The organism is Secundilactobacillus sp. MJ173, assembly GCF_059704265.1.
The window spans coordinates 64982-86568 of the sequence record NZ_BAAKGN010000036.1 but is presented as its reverse complement, the minus strand read 5'-3'; the positions used below and the strand labels follow the sequence as shown (position 1 = coordinate 86568).

The window sequence follows — 21587 nt, the reverse complement described above, 5'->3', positions numbered from 1 at the left end:
AATTCCACTTGGTTTCTTGACTTCAAGACAATTTAAAGTTGGTTTTTGTTCAATACTTTAATCTAGTCTAAACCTGCGCCACAACTCAGATTCCGGCCATTTAACGCAAAAAAACGTATTCCGACAAAGTTCGCCGGAATACGCTTTTTTGCGTTAAATTCTGGAATCTACCGAGTTGTGTCACACTCTCTATATTTGAACGACATTATGTTTAAACTTATTCTAAATCAAACCGTCGCCGAGCTAAGCTACATAGGAACTCTGCCGTACCTTGCACACCCAGTGTATTACTATTAATCAGAATGTCCTTGTTCAACGGATCTTCAGGTCGACGTCCCGTATAGTTCAAGTGATATCGTTCGCGAGCACCATCAACATCTCGAATCATTTTTCGGGCAGTATTTGGTGACATTAAAAGCGTATCCACACAGTTTTGATAGCGATTTTCGTATGAAGAGTAGATAAAAATATTTAAACAGTCTGCATGTTTTCTTAATACATAATCTGAACAGCGACCAACAAAAATCGCATTTTGTTTATCAGCTAAATCACGAATAATCTGACTTTGAGTACGGAAAACATTATCTTGAATTTCGGATCGCGTATTTCCCAGTGGAAACTTCATCCGAAAAAAGCCTGAACTGGCGGTCTCTTCCGCGTTACTGACTTCTTTTACGGATAACTTCATTTTTTGAGCCGTTTGGTCGACAATGTCTCGATCATAATACTTAATGCCAAGAATTTCTGCCATTCTTTTTGCAATAGGCCGACCTAAACTCCCAAACTGTCTCGTAATGGTAATGGCATAAGTCATTTTTCAATCACCTTCCTAACGTTTATGGCACCTTGTTTAATTGCTTACTCTGACTTGGGTACATCGCAGCAATTAATACCCCAAACAAACCAATGACTGCTAGGGCCAAATACATCATCCGGAAACTAGTTTGCGATAGGATCAAACCACCCAACAGCTGAAAGAAGAGGGCCCCAATCCCCTTTCCAGACATGCTAACAAGCGCAAGTGCACGGTTTACAAACGAAGATTCAACAGTTTCAACAATCATCTGAACAGAAATAACGTAAAAGATTCCTACCGTTAAACCTTGGAAAAAGAACAACGCAATTAACAAAAACGTATTAGGGAAAAAGCCGTAACAGAACATTCGTAATGTCATGATACCTGCCGTAAATACTAAAAGACTTCTCCAAGAAAAGTGTTTCGTCAGAATATGACAGTAGCGGACCACTACAATTTCAAACAAAGACTGCAATAAAAGTATTGTCCCTTGGACTGACGCACCATCACCGATGTGCCTTAAGAGCAATGGCATATATGCAATGTTGGCATAGTGCAAACCCACAAGGACAAATGAAACCACACATAAAATCAGGTAACTTCCGTTATGCCAATTGACATTTTGTGTGCTGATAACCTTACGTTGAACATCCTCCTTAAGCTTATCGTGACCGCTATATCGAATGGATAGTATACAACCTACACATATGATCATCGCTAAACCGAAAATCATGAACACGCTAACGACTGATAACTCCTCATACAATACACCAGAAAGCTGACAACCCACGGCATACCCAATTGATCCATAGCTGCGGATCTTGTTGTAAGAAAACGTGGACTGACTGGCAAGGAAATCCAACAGCGGTATGGTAATAATAATCAACGACTGGCATACCCCGTTGATAAAGAAGAGTACCACCCAGTTTTTAATCGGATAAAGCAACAAACCACATAATAATATGGTCAGCAGACAAATAATCGTTACCTTTTTTTGGTTACTATGATCGGCTAATATACCAAAAATAGGTTGCACTAAAATGGTAAAGAACGCACCCGCAGATGATACATAGGTAATTTGAACAGTGGTTAATCCCTTATCTGCTAATAGTAATGTCAGCGTGGATACAAAGACTGCCATACCGTAATAAAACATAAAATACAAGCCGTTATAACGATATCTCTTCGTCAACTCAGTGTTTCAACCTCCGATATCCAATTTGCACTATCGGAATTAACTTCAAAAGTAATGATCCATTTTTGGTCAATTCGTTTCAAATGAAATAAGCTTAGATTTAGACACTTCTCTCCCAAACCTTTTTTGGTGGCCGGTCCATGGCTAGAGAACCCCAAATTAGTTCCCTTATAACGTAGACGTCGAAACACCTTGTAAAAATTATCGTTCACTTTATAAACAATAATATGTTCGATATCAGTTGTTAAATCGGGAAAAGCAGCCGTAAAGTCAAGAATTTGATGAGCAATTTCTTGTGGTGAATGCAATTCAATCCAATCCTGTTTATGGTATTCGATATCGCTATTATAAAGATGATAAACTTCACCAACAATTTTATAATCCCAAATTAGTTTCGTAAAATTGACTACGAATTGACGGACATCATCCTTATTTTGCAAATCCGGATGGGAAACTTCATTCATCAAATGTAAGATCATATCGGTTTTTTTATCTGCTTGCATGACCATTCTTTTTGGCCTCCTCAATAGTTTCGTCTTCGGTTACTACATCACCAGCATCTATTTCTGTAGCATCTGGTTTAGTCGTCTGGTCAATCGCCTGGGTGCTTTCAACGACCCATTCATTGACGATTCTAAAACGGCCTTCTACCTTAGCAATCTCACATTCACAAATGGAATAGCACTGTTTGCCGTCTTCTTCCAACGCTTTATTGGTACCTGGCCCATACTTAGTAAGACCCGTGTTTTTCGCACTGAAACGCGTTGTTTGGCCAAAGTGATAACCAGTTTCAGGATCACCTTCGGCAAAGATATCGACAAAAATACATTTTCGTTCGGGAAATGACCGCATAAATGACAACGTGCCGTAAACAACCGAATCAGCGCCATGACTGACACGTCCATTTTCGCCGTAACAGGTAGTGATATCACTGTAGAACTGATAAATTTTGCCAACCTGCTTAAATTGCCAAATTAAACGTGTGTAACATTCAAATAGTTCCGCTACTTCTTCCGGAAATTCCAACTTACAATTATCGACAAAATTCTCACAGTATTGTTCGAGTTCCTCTGTGGAAACACCATCTTGATTTTCTATTTTTACGTTAACCATTTGCTCGCCTCCTACGCTAATTCCCCAAAAATGTCATCAAATGCTTTTAATGTTGTTGCGATATCTTCCTCAGTATGTGCCGTCGATAAGTAAATTCGACCTCGTTTTCCCGCAACGCGAATGCCATGTTGTCGGCAGAGCAAATAGAATTTATTATACATATCCAAATCACTTCGGCGTAATAAATCCCTTAAGTCAACTATGGGATCCTTCTCGGTAAACCCAAATTCCAAAGTACAGATACTACCAGCCGGTTTAGAATAAACCGCCAAATGATGTTTATTCGCCAACGCTTTTACGCCATCCGTCAGCATTGTCGCTAGCTGATTGAATTTCTCGTAAGTGCCAGGCTGTTGCAATTCCTTCAACGTTTGAAGCGCTGCAGCTACAACAATTGGATTGGCATTAAAAGTTCCCGAAGAGGCAACACCACAATTCATAATTTCTTTTTTGCCACAAATTAGGGATAATGGATAGCCACCAGCTACTGATTTCGCAAAAGTTGCTAAATCAGGCGTCACACCAAAGTACTCTTGAGCCCCGCCTAAACTTAAGCGAAAACCCGTAATAACTTCATCAAAAATCAAAACGATATGATACTTCGTTGTTAGCTTGCGAACACCTTCCAGGTAGCCTTTCTTAGGAAAAATTGGACCCGAATCACACATAAATGGTTCCATAATAATCCCAGCAATTTCATTAGCATGTCGCTTAAAACATTCTTCTAGCGCGCCTAAGTCATTCCAAGGCAAAACGATGACATTATCTCCAGCGTTGTCTGGTTGGCCTAAAGAACCATGTATTTTATTGGGTCGTAATCGGTTCCCTAGTTCATCTAGCGTTGCTGCATCAATACTAATTTTTTGTTCATCCGACCAGCCATGATAGTGGCCTTCAAATTTAACGATTTTCTCTTTTCCCGTATAAGCGCGTGCTAAGCGAAAGACGTGCATAACGCTTTCAGTACCCGTATTCTGATAACTCACCTGTTCAGCACACGGAATAATTTTGGTTAATTGTTTAGATAATTCAAGTAATTCCCTAAACGGCGCCGAAAACAACGACCCTTTTTGGGCTTGTTGATAAATGACATTCGCTAAACTTGAAGGTGCATGTCCTAAAATAAGCGGTCCAAATCCTAATACATAATCGATATATTCATGACCATCAATATCGTACAAATGTGAACCCTTACCATGATCAAAACTGATTGGGAACTGTTCAACAGCTGCCTTATGAAACGAACTAGAAACACCGTTCACCAAATATTGTTGAAGATCTTCATATAACTGTTTTGAATGACTTAACTGATCATCTGTAATCATCGTGTTTATCTCCCTTGCCGTTTTTTTGACTTAAAAAAGCCCTGATTTTTAAAGCTAACTTGATTTTAAATAGATCTTCAGAATTATGAATATCTACCTGGAATACCTTTTTTAATTTTCTAAAACGATATCTCAATGTATTAACATGAATAAATAGTGCGTCAGCCGTTTCTTCGAGGTTGCAGTTGTTTTCAACAAACATTTTTAAAGTGTCAACTAGCTCAACGTCTATCGGATTTAAAATTTGTTTTTCAACGGAAGCTAACACATCCGCGTCATTCAACTCGTAGAAGATTCTCCATACGTCTAACTGTGTGTACTTAATTACATGCCAAGCATCTTCATCTAATTCTGCAATCGATAATGCATACATCGCTTTTTGATAGTTTGGCCTAATTTGGCTGATACCAGTAAAGCTGGGACTAAAACTAATTTGTATCTTATTTAATTGAAATTTTTCTTTAGCTTGATCACACTTATTTTTAAACCATCGTGAATAGTGCAATGGTTGCTTGGAATCATCTGGCAGTATAAAAATCAACAGGTCATCGATGATAAAACTTAATGGAACAGCGTCACCTTCAGGCATATTGTCTAGAAAGAAGCTTTCTAACGTTTGTAACTTTAATGCGTTGTTAGCAGTACCCATGTTGGAAACGGAAGTCACTTCTACGACGCACAGCTCATAAGTTTGCCAATTATTGAAGCCGGCCTTAAGTGCGTCATACATCACCGATTTTCTGATTGGTGTGGAGTCGTAGACTAAGTGCCTAAAAAAGTCACTATTTTTATGATGATTATTACTGTCCTCAAATATCAACCGGCATACATCTTGGCTCATATCAATAATTTTTTCTGCTGCTGGTAGCTCATAAGTTGGCAAGTTTAATTTATTCCCCAGTTCGATAACACTATCAGGTATTCGTTTGAGATACGGACTTAAATTGATTATTAAGCCACTAACAGCATACTTAGTTAAATCAGTCATAAATCGTAATAGTTCTTTCTCATCTCCACCAAACATCATCCCAGTCGTTAATACTAATTCTCCGCCTTTGAGAAAATCTAAATAGTTAGGATCTTCCATGTAATGAAACCAAGAAATGGGTTCGTTAATCCCCTTTTCTCCAGCGATCAACTTCAAATGTCTATTTACCTCGTTTACTAGCACTTTTTTACCGCTAACAACCAGACCTGTTCACTTCTTTCTAATTGACTACATGATCTGACTAAGAAACTGTTTTGCTCGTTCTGATTTTGGATGTGCAAAGAATTCTTTGGGGGCAGCTTTTTCAACGATATAACCGTTATCCATAAAACAAATTTTATCCGAAACATTTTTTGCAAAATTCATCTCATGTGTGACGAGCAACATCGTCATTCCTTCGTTAGCTAGCTTTTTAATCACCTTCAACACTTCATTAACCATTTCGGGATCAAGCGCTGACGTTGGCTCATCAAAAAAGAGGATTTCTGGATCCATTGCTAATGCACGTGCAATGGCCACTCGCTGTTGCTGTCCCCCAGATAGCATTTCTGGATACGCATCTTTTTTGTCGCTCAAACCGACTTCATCAAGAAGTGCCAGTGCTCGTTTTTCTGCTACAGCCTTACTTAGCTTGAGAACTTTTCTCGGTGCATAGGTAATATTGCCTAAAATGGTCATATGCGGAAACAGGTCAAAGTGTTGGAACACCATGCCAATGTTTTTTTTCATTTGTTTTAAAGTCATCTTTGAACTATCTATCAACGCACCTTTATACGAAACTTCTCCGGCTGTTGGTATTTCTAACTGATTGATACACCGCAATAGCGTGGATTTACCAGTCCCTGAAGGTCCTAAAAACGTTGTTACAGTTCCGGGAAAAATGCTTAACGAAATATCCTTTAACACCTCAACGTCACCAAACACTTTTTTTAAATTTGAAATTTTAATTAATGGCTGATCAGATTCCATGAATTCGAATTCTCCTTTCAAATTTTCCAGCAGTATACGTTAACAGCATAACGATGACATAGTAGAGAGCGGCGGCAATTATCAAGGGTTCGAAAGCTACGTAGGTAAGCGATTGAATCGTTTGGGCAGTCCGTAACACATCTAAGACACCAATTGTCGAAATTAAGGAAGAATTTTTTAACATCATAATGCTTTCGTTAATTAAGGCAGGCAAGGTTGCTTTTAACGCTTGGGGAAAAACAATATCCTTCATTGTTCGAATGTAACTTACTCCCAATACTTCAGCCGCTTCATATTGACCATGACTCACTGCTAATATGCCTCCCCGTAACACCTCAGAAATAGTTGCTGCACCATTCAAACTGAAGGTGATGACGCCCGCAGTAAACGCTGACAGTCTTATATCTGTAACTTGCGGTGTTGCAAAATAGACTAGAAACAGTTGTACCATTAACGGAATCCCTCTAAATAAAGAAGTATAAAACTGACATGCAGCACTGATTATTCGTCGGTCGCTCATTTTCAATACTGCCAAAAGTATGCCTAACAACATTGCTAAAACCAGTGAACAAACGGTAAAGAGCAACGTAGTATATAGCCCACTCTTAAACATTCCAAGGTAGTTCGTTATTAAACCAAAGTGCATCAGGACTCACCATCTTTCCAGTTAGACACGAACTGAGGGCCAACCCACTTTTTAATCAGCCGATTCAACGTGCCATCTTTTTTCATTTGCGAAAGTTCTTGATTGAAATATTTGGTAAACGGGGCTCCTTTCCAAGCCATCATGTGGTAATCCCCCAAGTACTTAGACGAAAACTTTTGAGATAAAATATTAGCTCTCAAACTGGGATGCGGACCAACCATTTCGATAGCTTCAGCCCCATCATCAAGGTAAGCATCGATTCGATGACTTAACAATTCTTGCAAACACAAATCACTTGAATCAAAAGAAACAATATGTGCTTTATTCTTCAATAATTTGTTCGCCATCGTATATTGAACGCTACCGGTTACACACGCGACCGTTTTACCCTTTAAATCATTGATGGAATGAATGGGATCCTTACTAGTCGCAACAACACCGACTCGCGGACGAAAATAAGAGGTCGTAAAATCAAATAGTTTTTCTCTATCAGGATTACTGGTAAAACCGGCTGAAAAATCTGATTGCTTATCTTGCAGTGACGCAAGAATGCTGGTAAACGGCATCGATTTAAATTCATAAGTAAAGCCCAACCGCTTTGATAATTCATCCGTAATTGCAATATCTAAACCGATCACTTTCTGAGAACCATCAGACGATACATGGATATAGCGAAAAGGTTTAAACGCATCATAACCAGAAAAAACATAATGTTGACCTGCTAAGGGTAACTTGGCATCCGCCTTGACCGTATTTTGTGGCGGGGCAGCGTTTTTTCCACAGCCCGTCAAACTTAAAAAACAAAATACGCCAATTAGAAATATGAATAACCCATGAAAACTCTGATGTTTGTGCATAAATACGCCCGCTTTCTGAAAGAAATATGAGGTTTTCATTAGAATTGCATTAATAATATCCTAATTGTATTTTTTTGCAAGCGACCTTTTTAACTTACAAGATACTGCTATGCACATGTAGCACCATCAAAAACACTGTACACTTAGTGTTTACTAGTCAACCAATGGTGAATCCATATCCATTCTGTTGTGAAATTTAACAAAAATAAATTTTGATTTTGTCTTTTTCAACGATATCGACAGGAAACTCGCACCCAAATTCCAACAATTTAGCTAACTGACATATCCGTGTGATTATTCATTATAAAAAATAATATTCATTGAATAATAAATAAAAAGTCATTAGAAAAAGTTAAGTAACGATTAAAAAGTACATCACATAGCCGTGTTATTCCTTATTTCATAGCAGCGTAGCGTTCTAATCATTTTTTTAATTTACTGTTGAAAACATCTTACCATCGTGTTTTAATTAAAACAACAATTGATTGATTAGAATAAAAATTCATCAATTGAACAAGTCCACTATTTGTAAGGAGTCCTGAAAATGGCAGAATCACTTAAAAAAAGTATCGGTCTTCCAGGTTTGATTTCATTGGGTGCAGGCGGTGTGATTGGTAGTAGTTGGATCTACACCAATAGTCAATTTTTTAAAGCTTACGGTGCCGGTGGAGAGATATTCGGTTTGATTATTGCTGCTATTCTCGCAATCTTCGTTTCACTTTCGTTTGCAGAGCTAGCAACTATCTTTCCAAAATCCGGTGGTGCTGTCGTATACAGTTTCGTTGCGTTTGGGAAAAAGGGGGCTTTGTTTGCAGGATGGGCACTTATTGGCGCCTATATTGCAACCTTAGCCTTTTACGTCACCGCATCTAGTTTGCTGATTGCTTCAATCTTTCCACGGCTTTCAGTGGGCCCGAGTTATCATTTTGCTGGTACCCAAGTCTATTTCAGTGAACTGGCGATCGGTGTTGCAATCACCTGTTCAATTTTTGTCATCAATTACTTTGGCGCTAAATTAACTGGTAATATTCAAATCATTCTCTTTTGCTGTTTACTTGTTTTGGGCTTAGTTTTGATTATTGTTGGCTTTTCCAAAGGTTCATTGAACAACTTTTTACCAGCGTTTTATGCTCATCAAAACGCTTCAGCCTCTATTTTTCGTTTCATTCTCCCTGCCATGACCTTTCTAACTGGCTGGGAGTCAGTCGCCGTCATGGCAGAAGAAGCTAAGATTAGTGCGCGCAAAATTGGTTTGGTTGTTCTTCTATCAATCGTGATTGCGGCCGGTTACTACGTTGCGGTACTTGCCTCTTCAGCCCTAATTCTTCCGTGGCAGAAAACGGCTGAGTTACCAATGGGAACGATCAGTGCATTCAGTGCAGCCGGTTACCCACTGTTAAGTATGTTCGCTTACGCCATATCATTCTTAGGACTGGTTACCAGTTTTTTGACACTATTCGCGGCAGCTCCTCGATTACTTTTTTCATTAGCAAAAGAGGGCATTTTACCAGCGCCATTAGCAAGAATTAATTCAAAACATGGTACGCCGACGAACGCATTGTGGGTTGTTTTGATTCTGGTATTGGGCCTCGGCTGGCTTGGTAAGGGCGCTTTAGTCTATTTTCTAGACATTGGTGGTTTCCTGATTGGTCTCGCCTGGGCATTTAATGCTGCCGCTCTGGTCAAAATTCGGCACGACTATCCCACTTTGAAAGGTGCCTTTCGAAATCGGCACCTCACCATTCCAGTCTTAGGTGGTTGCATTGCCTTCGTAATTGCAATTGCAACACTTATTCCTAACACACCCGTCTCGCTAGTATGGCCATATGAATACGTGGTTTTAGGGATATGGTGCCTATTTGGTTTATTTAGTTATTGGTTGAGTAAAGCCAAGGATCCAATGCCAACATCTACCTTCATTTCAGAGTTAAATACAACCTCATTAATTAAAAAGGAGGCTACCAAATGACAATCAAATCAACGATCTTTGAAAAACCGATTCCAATTGAACAAAACCCTTGGAACTGGGAACTTTCCCATGAACCAAAAATCATTGAAAACCACGAACCATTAGTTAACGCAGCCTTTTATCCTGAACGAATCCTAGTTAATCCGGCTTACTTCAATCAGCAGATTAAAGCCACTACCCCAGCAATTTACATTCGAAAATCTGCCTATCTGCGATTAACACATGCTGCCAACCAATTACCTACCGGATACAAGTTTATGTTGCTTGATGTTTGGCGTTCGAATCAAACTCAAACCCAACTCTTCACGCTTTTAAGAAATCAACTATCAACCCAATTTCCCAACCTAACCGAATCTGAGTTATTAAAGCGTACTTTAACTACCGTTGCACCGCCCTCAACCGACATTAAGTTAAAACCGGCCCCTCACAATACTGGGGGCGCAGTGGATTTGACAATCGTTGATGAACTTGGTATTCCGTTAGACTTTGGGACAGCCTTCGATGATCATACTGAAATTGCACGTACATCGTACTATGAAGAAAAACTGGCGAATTCTGAATTATTAGAGGAGGAAGTGGGTTATCTCCATAATCGACGCCTACTCTTTAACTTAATGACAAATGCTGGCTTCACAAATTATACGGATGAATGGTGGCATTTCGATTACGGTAATCAGAACTGGGCTTGGCGATCGAATGCCGCGCACGCAATCTATGGCGCCACTGAACCAAATTTCGTTTGGAATCGCCCCTTTTAAATCCGTGAAGGTAACTTCCGATATGTATATTTATTGGGGTACGTCACGACAAAACTCAGATTTTGACTATTTAACGCAAATAAAGTCCATTCCGGTGCACACTGGAATGGGCTTTATTTGTGGTGAATTTTGTGATTTTCGAACAATTTTTCAAACGTGTTCAAGCAAGCAAAGAGTGATGTATAAGGGCTCGAAACAAAAATTGCCTAAAGTTCAAGGCAATTTCTGTTTCGAGCCCTTATACGCCACTCTTTAAACGCTTGTTTTCACACTCTTTACTTTTGCTTAATAATCGACGAAGAATGCATCGGTCCCCGACGATCCGGATACAACTTAGCCATAATCGAGTTAACTGCAATGGGCGCTTCACCATAAGCGGTGGCAATCAGCGCTTGCTTACCTGGGTACGTCACACTATCACCAATGGCGTAAATTCCGGGTACGCTGGTTTCCATTTGCGTGTTAACTTTAAACAGCCGGTGATCCGTTTCAAGATCAATGTCCCAGCCATCCACTGTTTTATGGTCAGAAGTGAAGCCATAGCTAACGATCACATCATCGACTTCAAAGGTTTCGGTTTCATCGTCTGAACGCATTTTCTTGACGGTAACCAACAGCCCGTTATTAGTCTTTTCAATGGTGTTAATCATGTAGGGTGTTTGAACATCGACAGTTGAAGCTTCAACCTGAGCAACCGTGTGCTCCAACGCCCTAAATTCATTTCGACGGTGAACTAAATGAACGCTTTTGGCCACCGGTTCTAACATTAATGCCTCATCCAAGGCGGAATCGCCCCCACCGGCAATGAGCACGCGGTGTCCTTTAAAATGATTCAGATCAGTAACAGCATAAAACAGACTCTTACCTTCAAATTCCTTCACATTATCAATCGCTAACGGCCGTGGCGCGAAAGAACCGTTACCAACAGCGATTAAAACGTTCTTCGAATGGGTCACTTCACTAGGTGTCGTCACTGTAAAACCATCCGCCGTCTTCTCAATATTAGTGACAGTTTGTTCCGTCTTAACGTCGATTGGAAACTGTTTGAATTGTTCTACCTGTCGATCAATCAAATGCTGTGCTTGAATGTCTGGTATTCCAGCAACGTCCAAGATCCGTTTTTCTGGATACAGGGCACTGACCTGACCGCCCAAAACGGGTAGACTTTCAATCAGTTGCGCAGACGCTTCCCGCAAGCCAGCGTAAAAGCCCGCAAAAATGCCGGCGGGACCCCCGCCAATAATCGTTAAATCATACTGTTTATCCAACTTTGACACCCCTCTAAACGTTTAATTAATAATGTGCTGTCCCTGTAAGGTACGTACTTCCCGTAACCCTGCATCAATCAGGACAAAAATTGCAATCCAGCCAACAATGATAATCAGCCATTTTTGAATATCAAAAGCTGATAGGAACGGCGTTGGTGCTTGCCAGTCCCAACCTGCATGAAGCAAAATTGCCAAGACGTAAAAACGCAAAAATTTTGGTCGCACCATTGTTTTACCTTTCACCGGCTTGTGACGACCCTTGGCCAGAATAATTGCGGCCCCAATAATTGCTGACCAAATAGTGTGGGTCCCAATGGATTGCCAGCTCCGCACAAACAGGGTAACTAATCCAAATTCACCGGTATAACCCGATGTTTCAAAAACTGCGAAGCCTGCACCTACGCAAGCACCGATCAGCATGCCATTAAAAATATAATTCACCCGGAAACTGTTGATAAAGTACCCAATAATCAGCAATTTAGCCGTTTCTTCAATGAACCCAATCGTTAACGCAGAGGCTAAATCTACGCCGTTCCCCGAAGGAATCAGCTGATACAAAACCATGGTTGCTATCAGCGAAGCAATCCCACCGATCAGGAAAACTTCGGTAGCCTGAAACACGGAAATATTTTTATAAACGTTAATTTCAAAAAACATAATGGCCAGTGAGAACGGTACGGCTAACGAGCCAATAAAAACCATTCCAGGAACCGCTTTGTCACTATGAAAGACAAGAAACAGCAGCGTTAATAAGGCAAAACTTAAGCCTAACAATGCTAATACCCGTGAGAAAAGCCAGGGCTTAACGGGTGCTGATGAAACTTCGGATAAACTCGGGGTCGTGGTCTTGGTACCCACAATGAACAATGCGTCCCCCTCATCCTTATTATGCCGCTTAAACACTTCTGAAAACATTTGGAACAAATGAATTTCAACGGCCGTATCATCCCCGGTCCATTCGTTAAGTTCCTTGGTGGCGTCATCTAGGAGGTTTTCTTTGCGCTTCTTTTTGATTTGTTCCTCCGTTAAATTCTGAGTCATTTTTACCTCCAAATTCATGATTTTCACATGGTACTGGATAAAAATATTGTACCACATGTATCCGGTTACCAGTATCGATACAAAATCCTCATCCCGTTTCAATACGTTAATCAGATTCCCATCAGGACGCTATTCATACCCGAATCTAACCGTAAATTTCTTGTATTTCAATCTTTCTTCACTTATCATTGAAGAGTATAGTGCAGCGCTTTCAACAATAACAAAGAATAACTGGGTATAAGTTGTTCGATGGAGGTTTTCTGATGGCTACAAAAAAAATGATTTTGGATCTGGATACTGGTATCGATGATTCATTGGCTATTGCCTACGCATTGGCCGCACCAGATGTTGATCTAATCGGTATCATTGGTTCATATGGTAACGTCTACGTTAAAGAAGGCGGCGTCAACTCACTGAAGATTTTGGAATTACTGGGTGCTCCTGATGTGCCTGTTTATCTCGGCGAAAGTCACTCCCTTACAAGTGATCACTTCGACCGGATGCAAGTTAGTGCCCGAATTCATGGCGAAAACGGGATTGGTCAAGTTGAACTGCCAGAACCTAAACGCCAATTAGAAACCACTTCTGGTGTTGATTTCTTAATCGATTCCGTTAAAAAGTACGGTAAAGATTTGACGTTAGTGCCAACTGGTCCAATGACTAACTTAGCTAAAGCGCTTGAAAAAGCACCTGAGATTGCAACTGAGATCGGTAACGTCACTTTCATGGGTGGTGCCTTAACCGTTGAAGGTAACGTTAATGCCTATGCAGAAGCTAATATCAACCAAGATGCAGAAGCAGCTAATGCAGTCTTCACCAGCCCAATGCAGTTAACCATGGTCGGTTTGGATGTTACCTTGCGGACATTATTGACCCGTAAAGAAACGTCACAATGGCGTGAGCTTAACACTAAAGCTGGTACTGCCTTTGCTGATATCGTTGACTACTACATTGAAGCCTACGAAGAAACCAACCCTCAAGTACCTGGTTGTGCACTGCATGATCCCCTTGCCGTTGGTGTGGCACTTGACCCAAGTTTCATTACCACACTTGGACTCAACATGTTTGTTTCCACAGATAAAGAAACTTACGGCCGAACAATTGGCGACCAAGCGCGTTTGGATCAACCAGAAACGAACGTTAACGTTGGTATCAACGTTGATGCGGACCGTTATCTAGCAACCTTCATGAAATATCTAACAGGGCTGTTTGCTAAGAACTAAGCTAAATTAAATCAAAAAAAGTACGCTCAAAGGATTAGCCTTGAGCGTACTTTTTTAATGTTTTTGGAAAATGATTCAGTTTTAATTTTAGTCCTTTGGTAATAATGACCGAAGTAAATCGATCACACCGCTAGTCGCGCTCGGAAAGGCAAAAATCTGTTGATTGAGTTGTCTCTGAGTGAAATGACCGTTGATGATCATAGTGATGAGGTTGATCAAATCATCCGCATCGTCTGCGTAGACACTGGCACCAACTAGATAACCAGCTTTATCGAACACCAACGTTGCTTCAGCATCCAAAGCAAGTTTAAATTCAAAGGCGAGCTGCTTACCAAACGGAACAACTTGGGTGCGATATTCATCAGGGTTGGCCGTGGCAGTTGCCACACTCACGCCGACTTGAGAAATCCGGGGCATGGTAAAGACCACGCTTGGAATTGCTGGATAGCTGATTGGTTGATCATTACCTAAAATCACATCGGCAATATAATTCGATTCAAACGTCGCAGTTGGCGTCAACTTAGGCTGTGTCTTGTCGATCACATCACCGCTCGCAAAGATACTTGAAACACTGGTCTGCAGATGATCATCAACTTTGATACCACGACGAGAGGCATCAATGCCTACATTTTCTGAACCAATGTTTTCCACATTAGCAATCCGTCCCGTAGCACCCAAAACGTAGTCAGTATCAATACTCAAACCGTTCTTGGTGGTAACCGTCAAGCCGTTTTCAGTTTTAGTCACAGCAGTTACCGCTTCGTTGAAGTGGAACGTAACACCCTGTTGTTCTAACTTAGCCTGCAAACGATCAACATAGGTCTTCGGAAAGGCCCCAAGTGCACGGTCAGCAAATTCCACGATGTGAACTTCTCGGCCCATGGTAGCAGCCATTGCGGCAAACTCCATAGCAATCACACCTGACCCAATGAAGGTCAACCGTTTTGGCATGTCAGGAATATCTAAAAACTCGCGAGAATCGTGAACGTATTCTTTTCCTTCGATATCTAAAGTAGCGGGACGCTGACCCGTTCCAATGACGATGTAGTCTGTCTTATAAGTCTCGCCTGCAACCATAACTGTGTGAGCATCAGTGATCACGCCAGAACCTTTGAGCATGGTAATTCCCATCTGACCAAATAACCCATCCATAGAAGGTGCAAGTGGATCAATCATTTGATGTTTATAGGCCATTAATTCCGGCCAGTTGATGGCAGGTGTTTCTTTAACGCCATTGCCTTTAAAACGGTTTAACTGTTCAACAAGTTGAAACGGTCCGTCCAAAGCAATCTTGGCATCGCAACCATAGTTGGTACAAGTTCCCCCAACCATGTCTTTTTCAACAATGGCAACCTTTTTACCAGCTTGTTTCAAAGTAACGGCTGCATGCCAGTTTGCGTGACCAGAACCAATAAAAATAACATCAAAATCCATAATATAAAGCCTCCTAGTTAAATAGTCGTGCACGATTAATTATTGAAAATAAAACCGCCTTACTCGTTAAAAGCGGCGATAAATTTTTGGTTTAAAGCTAACGCTTGCTGATAGTCCTCATAGGACATGTGTCGGCGACCTAAACACGTCGCCAACTCCTCATGAATCGGTTCCTCACTATCCTTGGCTTTGTCCGTCAAGTTCACAATGAGGCGCCGTTTATCATCAGGCCGAGTGCGACTCACCCAGCCACGCTGCTCCATCCGTTTTACCAATGGCGTTAAGGTATTTGACTTCAAATGCAGAACTTCACCTAAATCACGGAGTTCTTGATGGTCATTTTCCCACAGCGCTGTCAAAAGCAAATACTGCGAATAAGTTAACTGATACGGTGCCAGCGCTTCTTGGTAAAATTTGTTAAACAATCGATTGACATTATACGTGCTGAAACAAAGTTGATCAGCAATATGAACGTGCGTTGTCATGGGTAAGCCTCCTCAATCAATCGTGTGCGATTGAAATAAATAATAACACTGAATTGAAGTGCAAGCAAGCTAAATTTTCCATCCAACAGTTACCACGCAACTCCAGTGGCATAAAAAAAGCCCCTGATTCTCTATTGAAAATCAAGAGCTACACTACTTATAAATGGCTAGTTAAGTTTAAAATATTGATCAACGAATTCCGCGACACCGTCTTCTTCGTTAGTTCCAGTGTGGTAGTTAGTCAACGCCGTAATTTCAGGAATCGCATTCGCCATTGCTACGCCAACAGACGCGGCCTTTAGCATACCCGCATCGTTTTCAGCATCGCCAAAAGCCATGAGGTTACTCTCATCCCAGCCGAAATGTTGCAAGAGTGCATGCAGACCCACTGACTTGTCAGTTGTAGCACTCAAGAACTCCAGAATGTGCGGTTGTGACCGGGCAATATGATACTTTTCATGAAGTTCAGGTGTCAACGTGGCAATCATTTGATCCAGTTCTGCCGGCTTTTGAGCAGCAACAACTTTCGCATACAAATGATCAGGCAGTTCATCAAACGTCATGGGCGCGAACTTGATGCCACCACCCAACGTGTAAATTGACTTCACTAAATCCGTGACTGGATAAACCTGATCAAAGTCCAGAATGTCCATGGGAAACCCATTAGCCTTACAAAAATCATGTAGCGGTACTAAATCAGTCTTAGTGAGCCCCTGCTTAGCCAAAACCTCGCGACTAGTATTATTAATTACCAGCGCACCATTAAAGGTAATCGTATAATCGTCGGTACCCGTTAAACCAAGTTGTTCAATATAGTGCCAAATGGCGTTGATTGGCCGTCCCGTACATAAAACGACCTTAACACCAGTTGCGGTTAATTTTTTTAAAGCCAGTTCGTTGACCTGACTGATTTTTTTATCGTTTGTTAGTAACGTATTGTCTAGATCCAGGGCTACTAATTTAATCATTTTATCCACCTCATTAATTTCTTCACAATAGTTTTAGTATAACCCATTCAAACTATTTGAGGAAATCTTCAATCACAGCGAGAACGCCACTCTCATTGTTGGTTAGCGGGGTGATTAAATTCACCTGCTGCTTTACGGACTCCGGCGCATTTTTCATCACGTAGCCGTACTTAGCCTGCTGCAGCATCTCCAAATCGTTGCCGCTATCGCCAAACGCAAGTGTTTCATCATGGCTAATGCGCCATTTTTGCTGCAGCTTGCCCAATCCATACGCCTTATTCACATAGGGAAGGATCACGTCAATGCCGCCAAAGCCACTGGACGTCGCCCGTAATTTACCCGCAAAGGCTTCATTAACTAACGCTTCTTGAGCGGAAACATCAAAGGCAGGCCAAGTAATATCGACTTTATAAATGTCATCGTTCACTTCGGCTAGATTCATCACGTGGGTCAAATTACCATAAAAATAACCGGACTTTTTAAACCGTGTTGAGGTCGCCAGCATTTCAGTCCAAGCCGCTTGTCGACCAGAAAGCAGCACCCACGCGTGCTTAAAGAGTGGCTGAATACTCATCCACTGTAGAAATTCAATTAATACATCATGTGGAATCACATCTTCACTGATGGTCTGCTCGTTTGAGACAATGTGTGCCCCATCTTCAGATAAGTATGTGATTTCGCCAGTTAAACCTTGAAAATACTGGGGCAAATGCGGGTACTGGTTACCACTAGCAACCACAAACCGGACATTTTGCTGTGTCATTTTTGTTAGTAATCTTTGAAACCGTGAATGATCGTAATCACTTTGATCATTTAAAAAGGTACCATCCATATCAGTCGCAATTAATTTGATGGACATCTTGAACCATCCCCGTTACTTAGATTCTGCTGGTAACCAGTGCCATGGATCTTGCCGCCATTGCTGCAACGAATTAAGTTCCGCTTGATCAATATCGTGGTTTTCGTTAGCCAACTGAATCAGCGTACTGTAATTAGTCAGCGTATGCAAGGACAATTCCGCTTTCGCAAAGTTCTCAGCACTATCCGGCAATTCGTAAGAGAAGATGCCTAAGACGCCTAGTACTTCCGCACCCGAACGCTGAACCGCTTTGGCGGCACCTAACACACTGCCGCCAGTTGAGATCAAATCATCGATCAGCACCACTTTATCCGTTGGTAAGATTTGGCCCTCAATTTGCTGACCCGTTCCATGATCCTTGGGCTTTGACCGTACGTAGCTCATAGGTAGTCCAAGCTTATCAGCTACGATAGCGGCGTGAGGAATACCAGCAGTTGCTACACCAGCAATCACAGTGGCAGTTGGAAAATGAGCTTTGATGTAGCTTGCTAAACCTTCAGCAATGTGAGTCCGAACTGCTGGAAAAGCAATCGTCCGCCGGTTATCCGTATAGATTGGCGCCTGAATCCCGCTGGCCCAGGTGAAGGGCTCTTTCGGGGACAGCGTGACAGCATTGATTTCTAAAAGATCCTGTGCAATTTGACGTGCAATTTCAGTCATAATTATAGCTCCCATTCTTTGGCAATTTTTTGATACGCAGCAACCGGATCATCCGCTTGAGTAATCGATCGGCCAACCACCAGACCGTCACTGCCCAGCTCAGCAGCTTGAGCCGGTGTCACCACCCGTTTTTGATCGTTGGCACTATCAGTAGCTAACCGAATCCCGGGGTTGATGCACAAGAAGTCATCACTGGTCGAACGGTGAATCATGGGGTCTTCAAGGGCTGATGAAATAACGCCATCGGCCCCGCTAGCCTCTGCTAACTGCGCATAATGCCGGACTGATTCCGTCAAGCTGGCATTGACCAACTGCTCAGTACGCATCTGTTCTTCAGACGTTGAAGTGAGCTGCGTAATGGCAAGTAATTTAGCTGGTTTCACGCCGGCTTTTTGACTACCACGTAATAGTCCCTTCTTTGCTCTGCTGATCATCTCAGCCCCGCCAGCCGCGTGAACCGTCACCATGGAAACCTCCTGCTGACCTAACTGATACATGGCTTGCTCAACGGTATTAGGAATATCGTACAATTTTAAATCAAGGAAAACCTGGATCCCACGCTTACGCAATTCCAATAGAATCTTCGGTCCCTCAAAGTAAAAGAGTTCCATGCCAACCTTCACAAATAATTGATCTTGGTGGTCAAACTGATCCAAAAAATTGAATACTTGATTCCGATCCTCAAAGTCTAACGCAATAATAATGGGACGCATTTTTTCTCCTTTCTACACAAAAAACCGTTTAGCTCGAGCGCTAAACGGTTCACTGGTTCCATCAAGAAGATGGACTTCTTCCGTAAACTTGTTAGTCTCACTGGGCTAAGTTAAAGATATCTTGCTTTGAGTTTACATCAGTCAGCTAGTTACCGTCAAGAAGTACTTGTATTCGTCAATAAACTATGTCACAATACCAGCGACGGTTAGATCCGTAACCGCAAAAATAACAAGTGCCAGTGAGCACTTATTTTGGAGGAAACTGAATATGGAAACTACTGCACACCACGCACTAAGTAAGAACCAAAAGTGGACGATCGCTTCTACCTCGGCGGGATTTGCTTTGGAGAATATGGACGTTTTATTCCTCTCCTTCGCACTTTCTTCCATCATCGCTGATTTACATATCAACGGTGCTCAGGCAGGGCTGATTTCATCAATCACTAATTTGGGCATGCTAGTGGGTGGCATTTTTTTCGGCGTTATTGCTGACCGTTTTGGACGAGTACGGACTTTTTCTCACACCGTATTCATTTTTGCTTTTGCCACTGCTGCCATGTACTTCGCAAATAGCATTACACTGATCTACCTTTGCCGTTTTATTGCCGGTGTTGGTGCTGGTGGTGAATACGGTGTCGGCATTACGCTGATTGCCGAAAACTTTAATCATCATAAGATCGGTAAAATGACGTCTATTGCCGCAATTGGTGGTCAAATTGGTGCTATTTTAGCCGCCATCTCTGCCGCCTTTATTATTCCTGCATTCGGCTGGCGGGCACTGTTCTTATTCGGCTTGATTCCGGTTGGCTTAACCTACTTCATCCGTCGTCATTTACACGATAGCGACGAATTTTTAGCCGCCAAGAAGGCTGAAAAAGATCCCAGCAAACGGGTTCGAATCAGTGCACTGTTCAAGACACCCAAGCTAGCTTATCAAACCATTGCCCTTAGCGTGATGGTGGTGGTCCAAATTGCCGGCTACTTTGGTTTAATGAACTGGCTGCCTTCCATCATGCAACAGAAATTGCACTTAAGCGTGTCTGGTTCCTCTATTTGGATGATTGCAACGATTGTCGGCATGAGTATTGGGATGATGACTTTCGGCAGCATTCTTGATTATTTCGGTCCCCGTTTGGCATTTGGTATTTTCTTGATTTGCTCCGCAGTTGCAGTCTTTAGCATCACCCTGGCAGTTAATGAGGTGACTTTACTGATCGCCGGCGCCATTCTTGGTTTCTTCTCAAACGGCATGTTCGGTGGTTATGGTGCTGTCATTTCTCGGCTTTACCCAACTGAAATCCGCTCAACTGCCAACAACGTTATCGTTAACGTTGGACGTGCAATCGGTGGCTTCTCCAGTGTAGCAATCGGTTTCTTGATGGATCATTACAGTTTAATCGTCGTCATGGGATTCCTGTCAATCCTCTACATCATTAGTCTATGCACCATGCTGACAATTCCGAATTTAAAGAAGTTAGGTCGCGCATAACTCCGCATTAGTTTGCTTGCAAATACTAACTAGTCCGTGTAGACTGAACATTGTACTAAACGTTATCTGGGGTGCCTTTTGGCTGAGATACCACCCATTGAACCTGATCTGGTTAATACCAGCGAAGGGAGCATAATGCATTTATTTTCTGATGATAAAAGCCAAAAGGAAGAGTCAAAGATAATCGTTTATCTTTGACTCTTTTTCTGTGGAAAACGTTTAGCAAAACTATATTTGGAGGCTTTTGTCATGAAATATTCAAATGCTTGGCACTTACGCGACATTATCTTGCTAACGTTAATTGCGATTTTCTTTGGGGTGATCTATTGGGTCGTCGGTCCATTGTACAACGTACTAACAGTTGCCCTCACACCAGTTGGACTTGGCCCCGGCGCCAATGACATCATCATGGGCATCTGGGTGATGGCTGGTCCATTATCCGGATACGTCTTTAAAAAAGTCGGTTCGGCTACCCTTGGTGAACTTTTAGGGTCGGTAGTTGAAATGTTCCTTGGCGGTCAATGGGGTGCTAGCACCATGATCTCCGGTGTTGTTCAAGGGGTTGCTTCAGAATTAGGCTTTACCTTCACTGGCTACAAGCGTTACGACTGGTTTAGCCTGAATCTCAGTGTGCTGACCACCACCATCGTCACTTTTGGTTGGGACATGATTCGTAACGGTTACTCCAAGTATCACATTGGCCTGCTGATTGCACTGTTCATCATCCGTCTGGTTTCAACTTGGATCTTCTCCGGTTTACTGGTTAAGGCCATCGTCAACTTGCTTGACCGGACACACTTGATGCAAACTCAAACGCGCTAGAATTGAGGT

At 41.8% G+C, this 21587-nt stretch carries 22 protein-coding genes and 1 riboswitch; of the genes, 5 read left to right on the top strand and 17 right to left on the bottom strand.

Annotation, left to right across the window (positions count from 1 at the left end):
- Positions 1–217: 217 nt before the first annotated feature.
- Genes AC6H04_RS06010 through AC6H04_RS05970 form a run of 9 tightly spaced genes read right to left on the bottom strand, consistent with a single transcriptional unit; the run spans position 218 to position 7889 of the window.
- A complete protein-coding gene (locus tag AC6H04_RS06010; RefSeq protein WP_497570830.1) occupies positions 218–814 on the bottom strand; it encodes a cytidylate kinase-like family protein in 597 nt (198 codons plus the stop codon).
- Positions 815–836: 22 nt separating this feature from the next.
- Positions 837–1988 carry an MFS transporter gene (locus AC6H04_RS06005; protein WP_497570829.1) on the bottom strand — a complete coding sequence of 384 codons (1152 nt, stop codon included), beginning with the start codon at positions 1986–1988 and terminating at the stop codon, positions 837–839.
- Positions 1985–2500, bottom strand: coding sequence for a hypothetical protein (locus AC6H04_RS06000; protein WP_497570828.1), 516 nt, complete (start codon positions 2498–2500; stop codon positions 1985–1987). The genes AC6H04_RS06005 and AC6H04_RS06000 overlap by 4 nt, the downstream gene beginning before the upstream one ends.
- Entirely contained in the window at positions 2481–3104 is a 624-nt protein-coding gene (locus tag AC6H04_RS05995; protein WP_497570827.1) for a hypothetical protein, read from the bottom strand. The genes AC6H04_RS06000 and AC6H04_RS05995 overlap by 20 nt, the downstream gene beginning before the upstream one ends.
- Positions 3105–3115: 11 nt before the next feature.
- Positions 3116–4429, bottom strand: a complete 1314-nt coding sequence (locus AC6H04_RS05990) for an aspartate aminotransferase family protein (RefSeq protein ID WP_497570826.1) — start codon at positions 4427–4429, stop codon at positions 3116–3118.
- Complete coding sequence (locus AC6H04_RS05985) at positions 4416–5600, bottom strand: PucR family transcriptional regulator (protein ID WP_497570825.1); 1185 nt, start codon at positions 5598–5600, stop codon at positions 4416–4418. The genes AC6H04_RS05990 and AC6H04_RS05985 overlap by 14 nt, the downstream gene beginning before the upstream one ends.
- Before the next feature lie 45 nt (positions 5601–5645).
- Complete coding sequence (locus tag AC6H04_RS05980) at positions 5646–6386, bottom strand: amino acid ABC transporter ATP-binding protein (RefSeq protein ID WP_497570824.1); 741 nt, start codon at positions 6384–6386, stop codon at positions 5646–5648.
- A complete protein-coding gene (locus AC6H04_RS05975) occupies positions 6376–6999 on the bottom strand; it encodes an amino acid ABC transporter permease (RefSeq protein WP_497570844.1) in 624 nt (207 codons plus the stop codon). The genes AC6H04_RS05980 and AC6H04_RS05975 overlap by 11 nt, the downstream gene beginning before the upstream one ends.
- A gap of 32 nt (positions 7000–7031) precedes the next feature.
- Positions 7032–7889 carry a substrate-binding periplasmic protein gene (locus tag AC6H04_RS05970; protein WP_497570823.1) on the bottom strand — a complete coding sequence of 286 codons (858 nt, stop codon included), beginning with the start codon at positions 7887–7889 and terminating at the stop codon, positions 7032–7034.
- 544 nt (positions 7890–8433) lie between these two features.
- Between AC6H04_RS05970 and AC6H04_RS05965 the strand changes: the two genes are divergently transcribed.
- A complete protein-coding gene (locus tag AC6H04_RS05965) occupies positions 8434–9858 on the top strand; it encodes an APC family permease (protein WP_497570822.1) in 1425 nt (474 codons plus the stop codon).
- The gene (locus AC6H04_RS05960; protein WP_497570821.1) at positions 9855–10616 is read left to right on the top strand and encodes a M15 family metallopeptidase; all 762 of its coding nucleotides are present in this window, start codon (positions 9855–9857) and stop codon (positions 10614–10616) included. Before AC6H04_RS05965 ends, AC6H04_RS05960 begins: the two co-directional genes overlap by 4 nt.
- Before the next feature lie 275 nt (positions 10617–10891).
- Here the strand turns inward: AC6H04_RS05960 and AC6H04_RS05955 are convergent, their stop codons facing one another.
- Together AC6H04_RS05955 and AC6H04_RS05950 are read right to left on the bottom strand one after the other, a co-directional pair.
- Positions 10892–11893, bottom strand: coding sequence for an NAD(P)/FAD-dependent oxidoreductase (locus AC6H04_RS05955; protein ID WP_497570820.1), 1002 nt, complete (start codon positions 11891–11893; stop codon positions 10892–10894).
- Positions 11894–11905: 12 nt separating this feature from the next.
- Positions 11906–12925 carry a PrsW family intramembrane metalloprotease gene (locus AC6H04_RS05950; RefSeq protein ID WP_497570819.1) on the bottom strand — a complete coding sequence of 340 codons (1020 nt, stop codon included), beginning with the start codon at positions 12923–12925 and terminating at the stop codon, positions 11906–11908.
- Positions 12926–13188: 263 nt separating this feature from the next.
- Between AC6H04_RS05950 and AC6H04_RS05945 the strand changes: the two genes are divergently transcribed.
- Positions 13189–14148, top strand: a complete 960-nt coding sequence (locus AC6H04_RS05945) for a nucleoside hydrolase (protein ID WP_497570818.1) — start codon at positions 13189–13191, stop codon at positions 14146–14148.
- 87 nt (positions 14149–14235) lie between these two features.
- On the opposite strand, the gene AC6H04_RS05940 is transcribed toward AC6H04_RS05945, so the two are convergent.
- From AC6H04_RS05940 to pyrF, 6 genes are all read right to left on the bottom strand, one after another.
- A complete protein-coding gene (locus tag AC6H04_RS05940; RefSeq protein ID WP_497570843.1) occupies positions 14236–15585 on the bottom strand; it encodes a dihydrolipoyl dehydrogenase family protein in 1350 nt (449 codons plus the stop codon).
- A gap of 56 nt (positions 15586–15641) precedes the next feature.
- On the bottom strand, positions 15642–16067 hold the full coding sequence (locus tag AC6H04_RS05935) for a MarR family winged helix-turn-helix transcriptional regulator (RefSeq protein ID WP_497570817.1): 426 nt from the start codon (positions 16065–16067) through the stop codon (positions 15642–15644).
- 167 nt (positions 16068–16234) lie between these two features.
- Positions 16235–17035 (bottom strand): Cof-type HAD-IIB family hydrolase, encoded by an 801-nt coding sequence (locus tag AC6H04_RS05930; protein ID WP_497570816.1) that lies wholly within the window; start codon positions 17033–17035, stop codon positions 16235–16237.
- Positions 17036–17087: 52 nt separating this feature from the next.
- Entirely contained in the window at positions 17088–17894 is an 807-nt protein-coding gene (locus AC6H04_RS05925) for a Cof-type HAD-IIB family hydrolase (RefSeq protein WP_497570815.1), read from the bottom strand.
- Between the two features lie 15 nt (positions 17895–17909).
- Complete coding sequence (gene pyrE / locus AC6H04_RS05920) at positions 17910–18554, bottom strand: orotate phosphoribosyltransferase (protein ID WP_497570814.1); 645 nt, start codon at positions 18552–18554, stop codon at positions 17910–17912.
- A gap of 2 nt (positions 18555–18556) precedes the next feature.
- A complete protein-coding gene (gene pyrF, locus AC6H04_RS05915; protein WP_497570813.1) occupies positions 18557–19267 on the bottom strand; it encodes an orotidine-5'-phosphate decarboxylase in 711 nt (236 codons plus the stop codon).
- Positions 19268–19535: 268 nt separating this feature from the next.
- On the opposite strand from pyrF, the gene AC6H04_RS05910 reads away from it, so the two are divergent.
- Together AC6H04_RS05910 and AC6H04_RS05905 are read left to right on the top strand one after the other, a co-directional pair.
- Entirely contained in the window at positions 19536–20756 is a 1221-nt protein-coding gene (locus AC6H04_RS05910) for an MFS transporter (RefSeq protein ID WP_497570812.1), read from the top strand.
- Positions 20757–20813: 57 nt separating this feature from the next.
- Positions 20814–20904, top strand: a riboswitch (TPP riboswitch).
- A gap of 101 nt (positions 20905–21005) precedes the next feature.
- Positions 21006–21578: an ECF transporter S component gene (locus AC6H04_RS05905; protein WP_497570811.1), complete on the top strand. Its 573-nt coding sequence runs from the start codon at positions 21006–21008 to the stop codon at positions 21576–21578.
- The last annotated feature ends 9 nt before the right edge of the window (positions 21579–21587 follow it).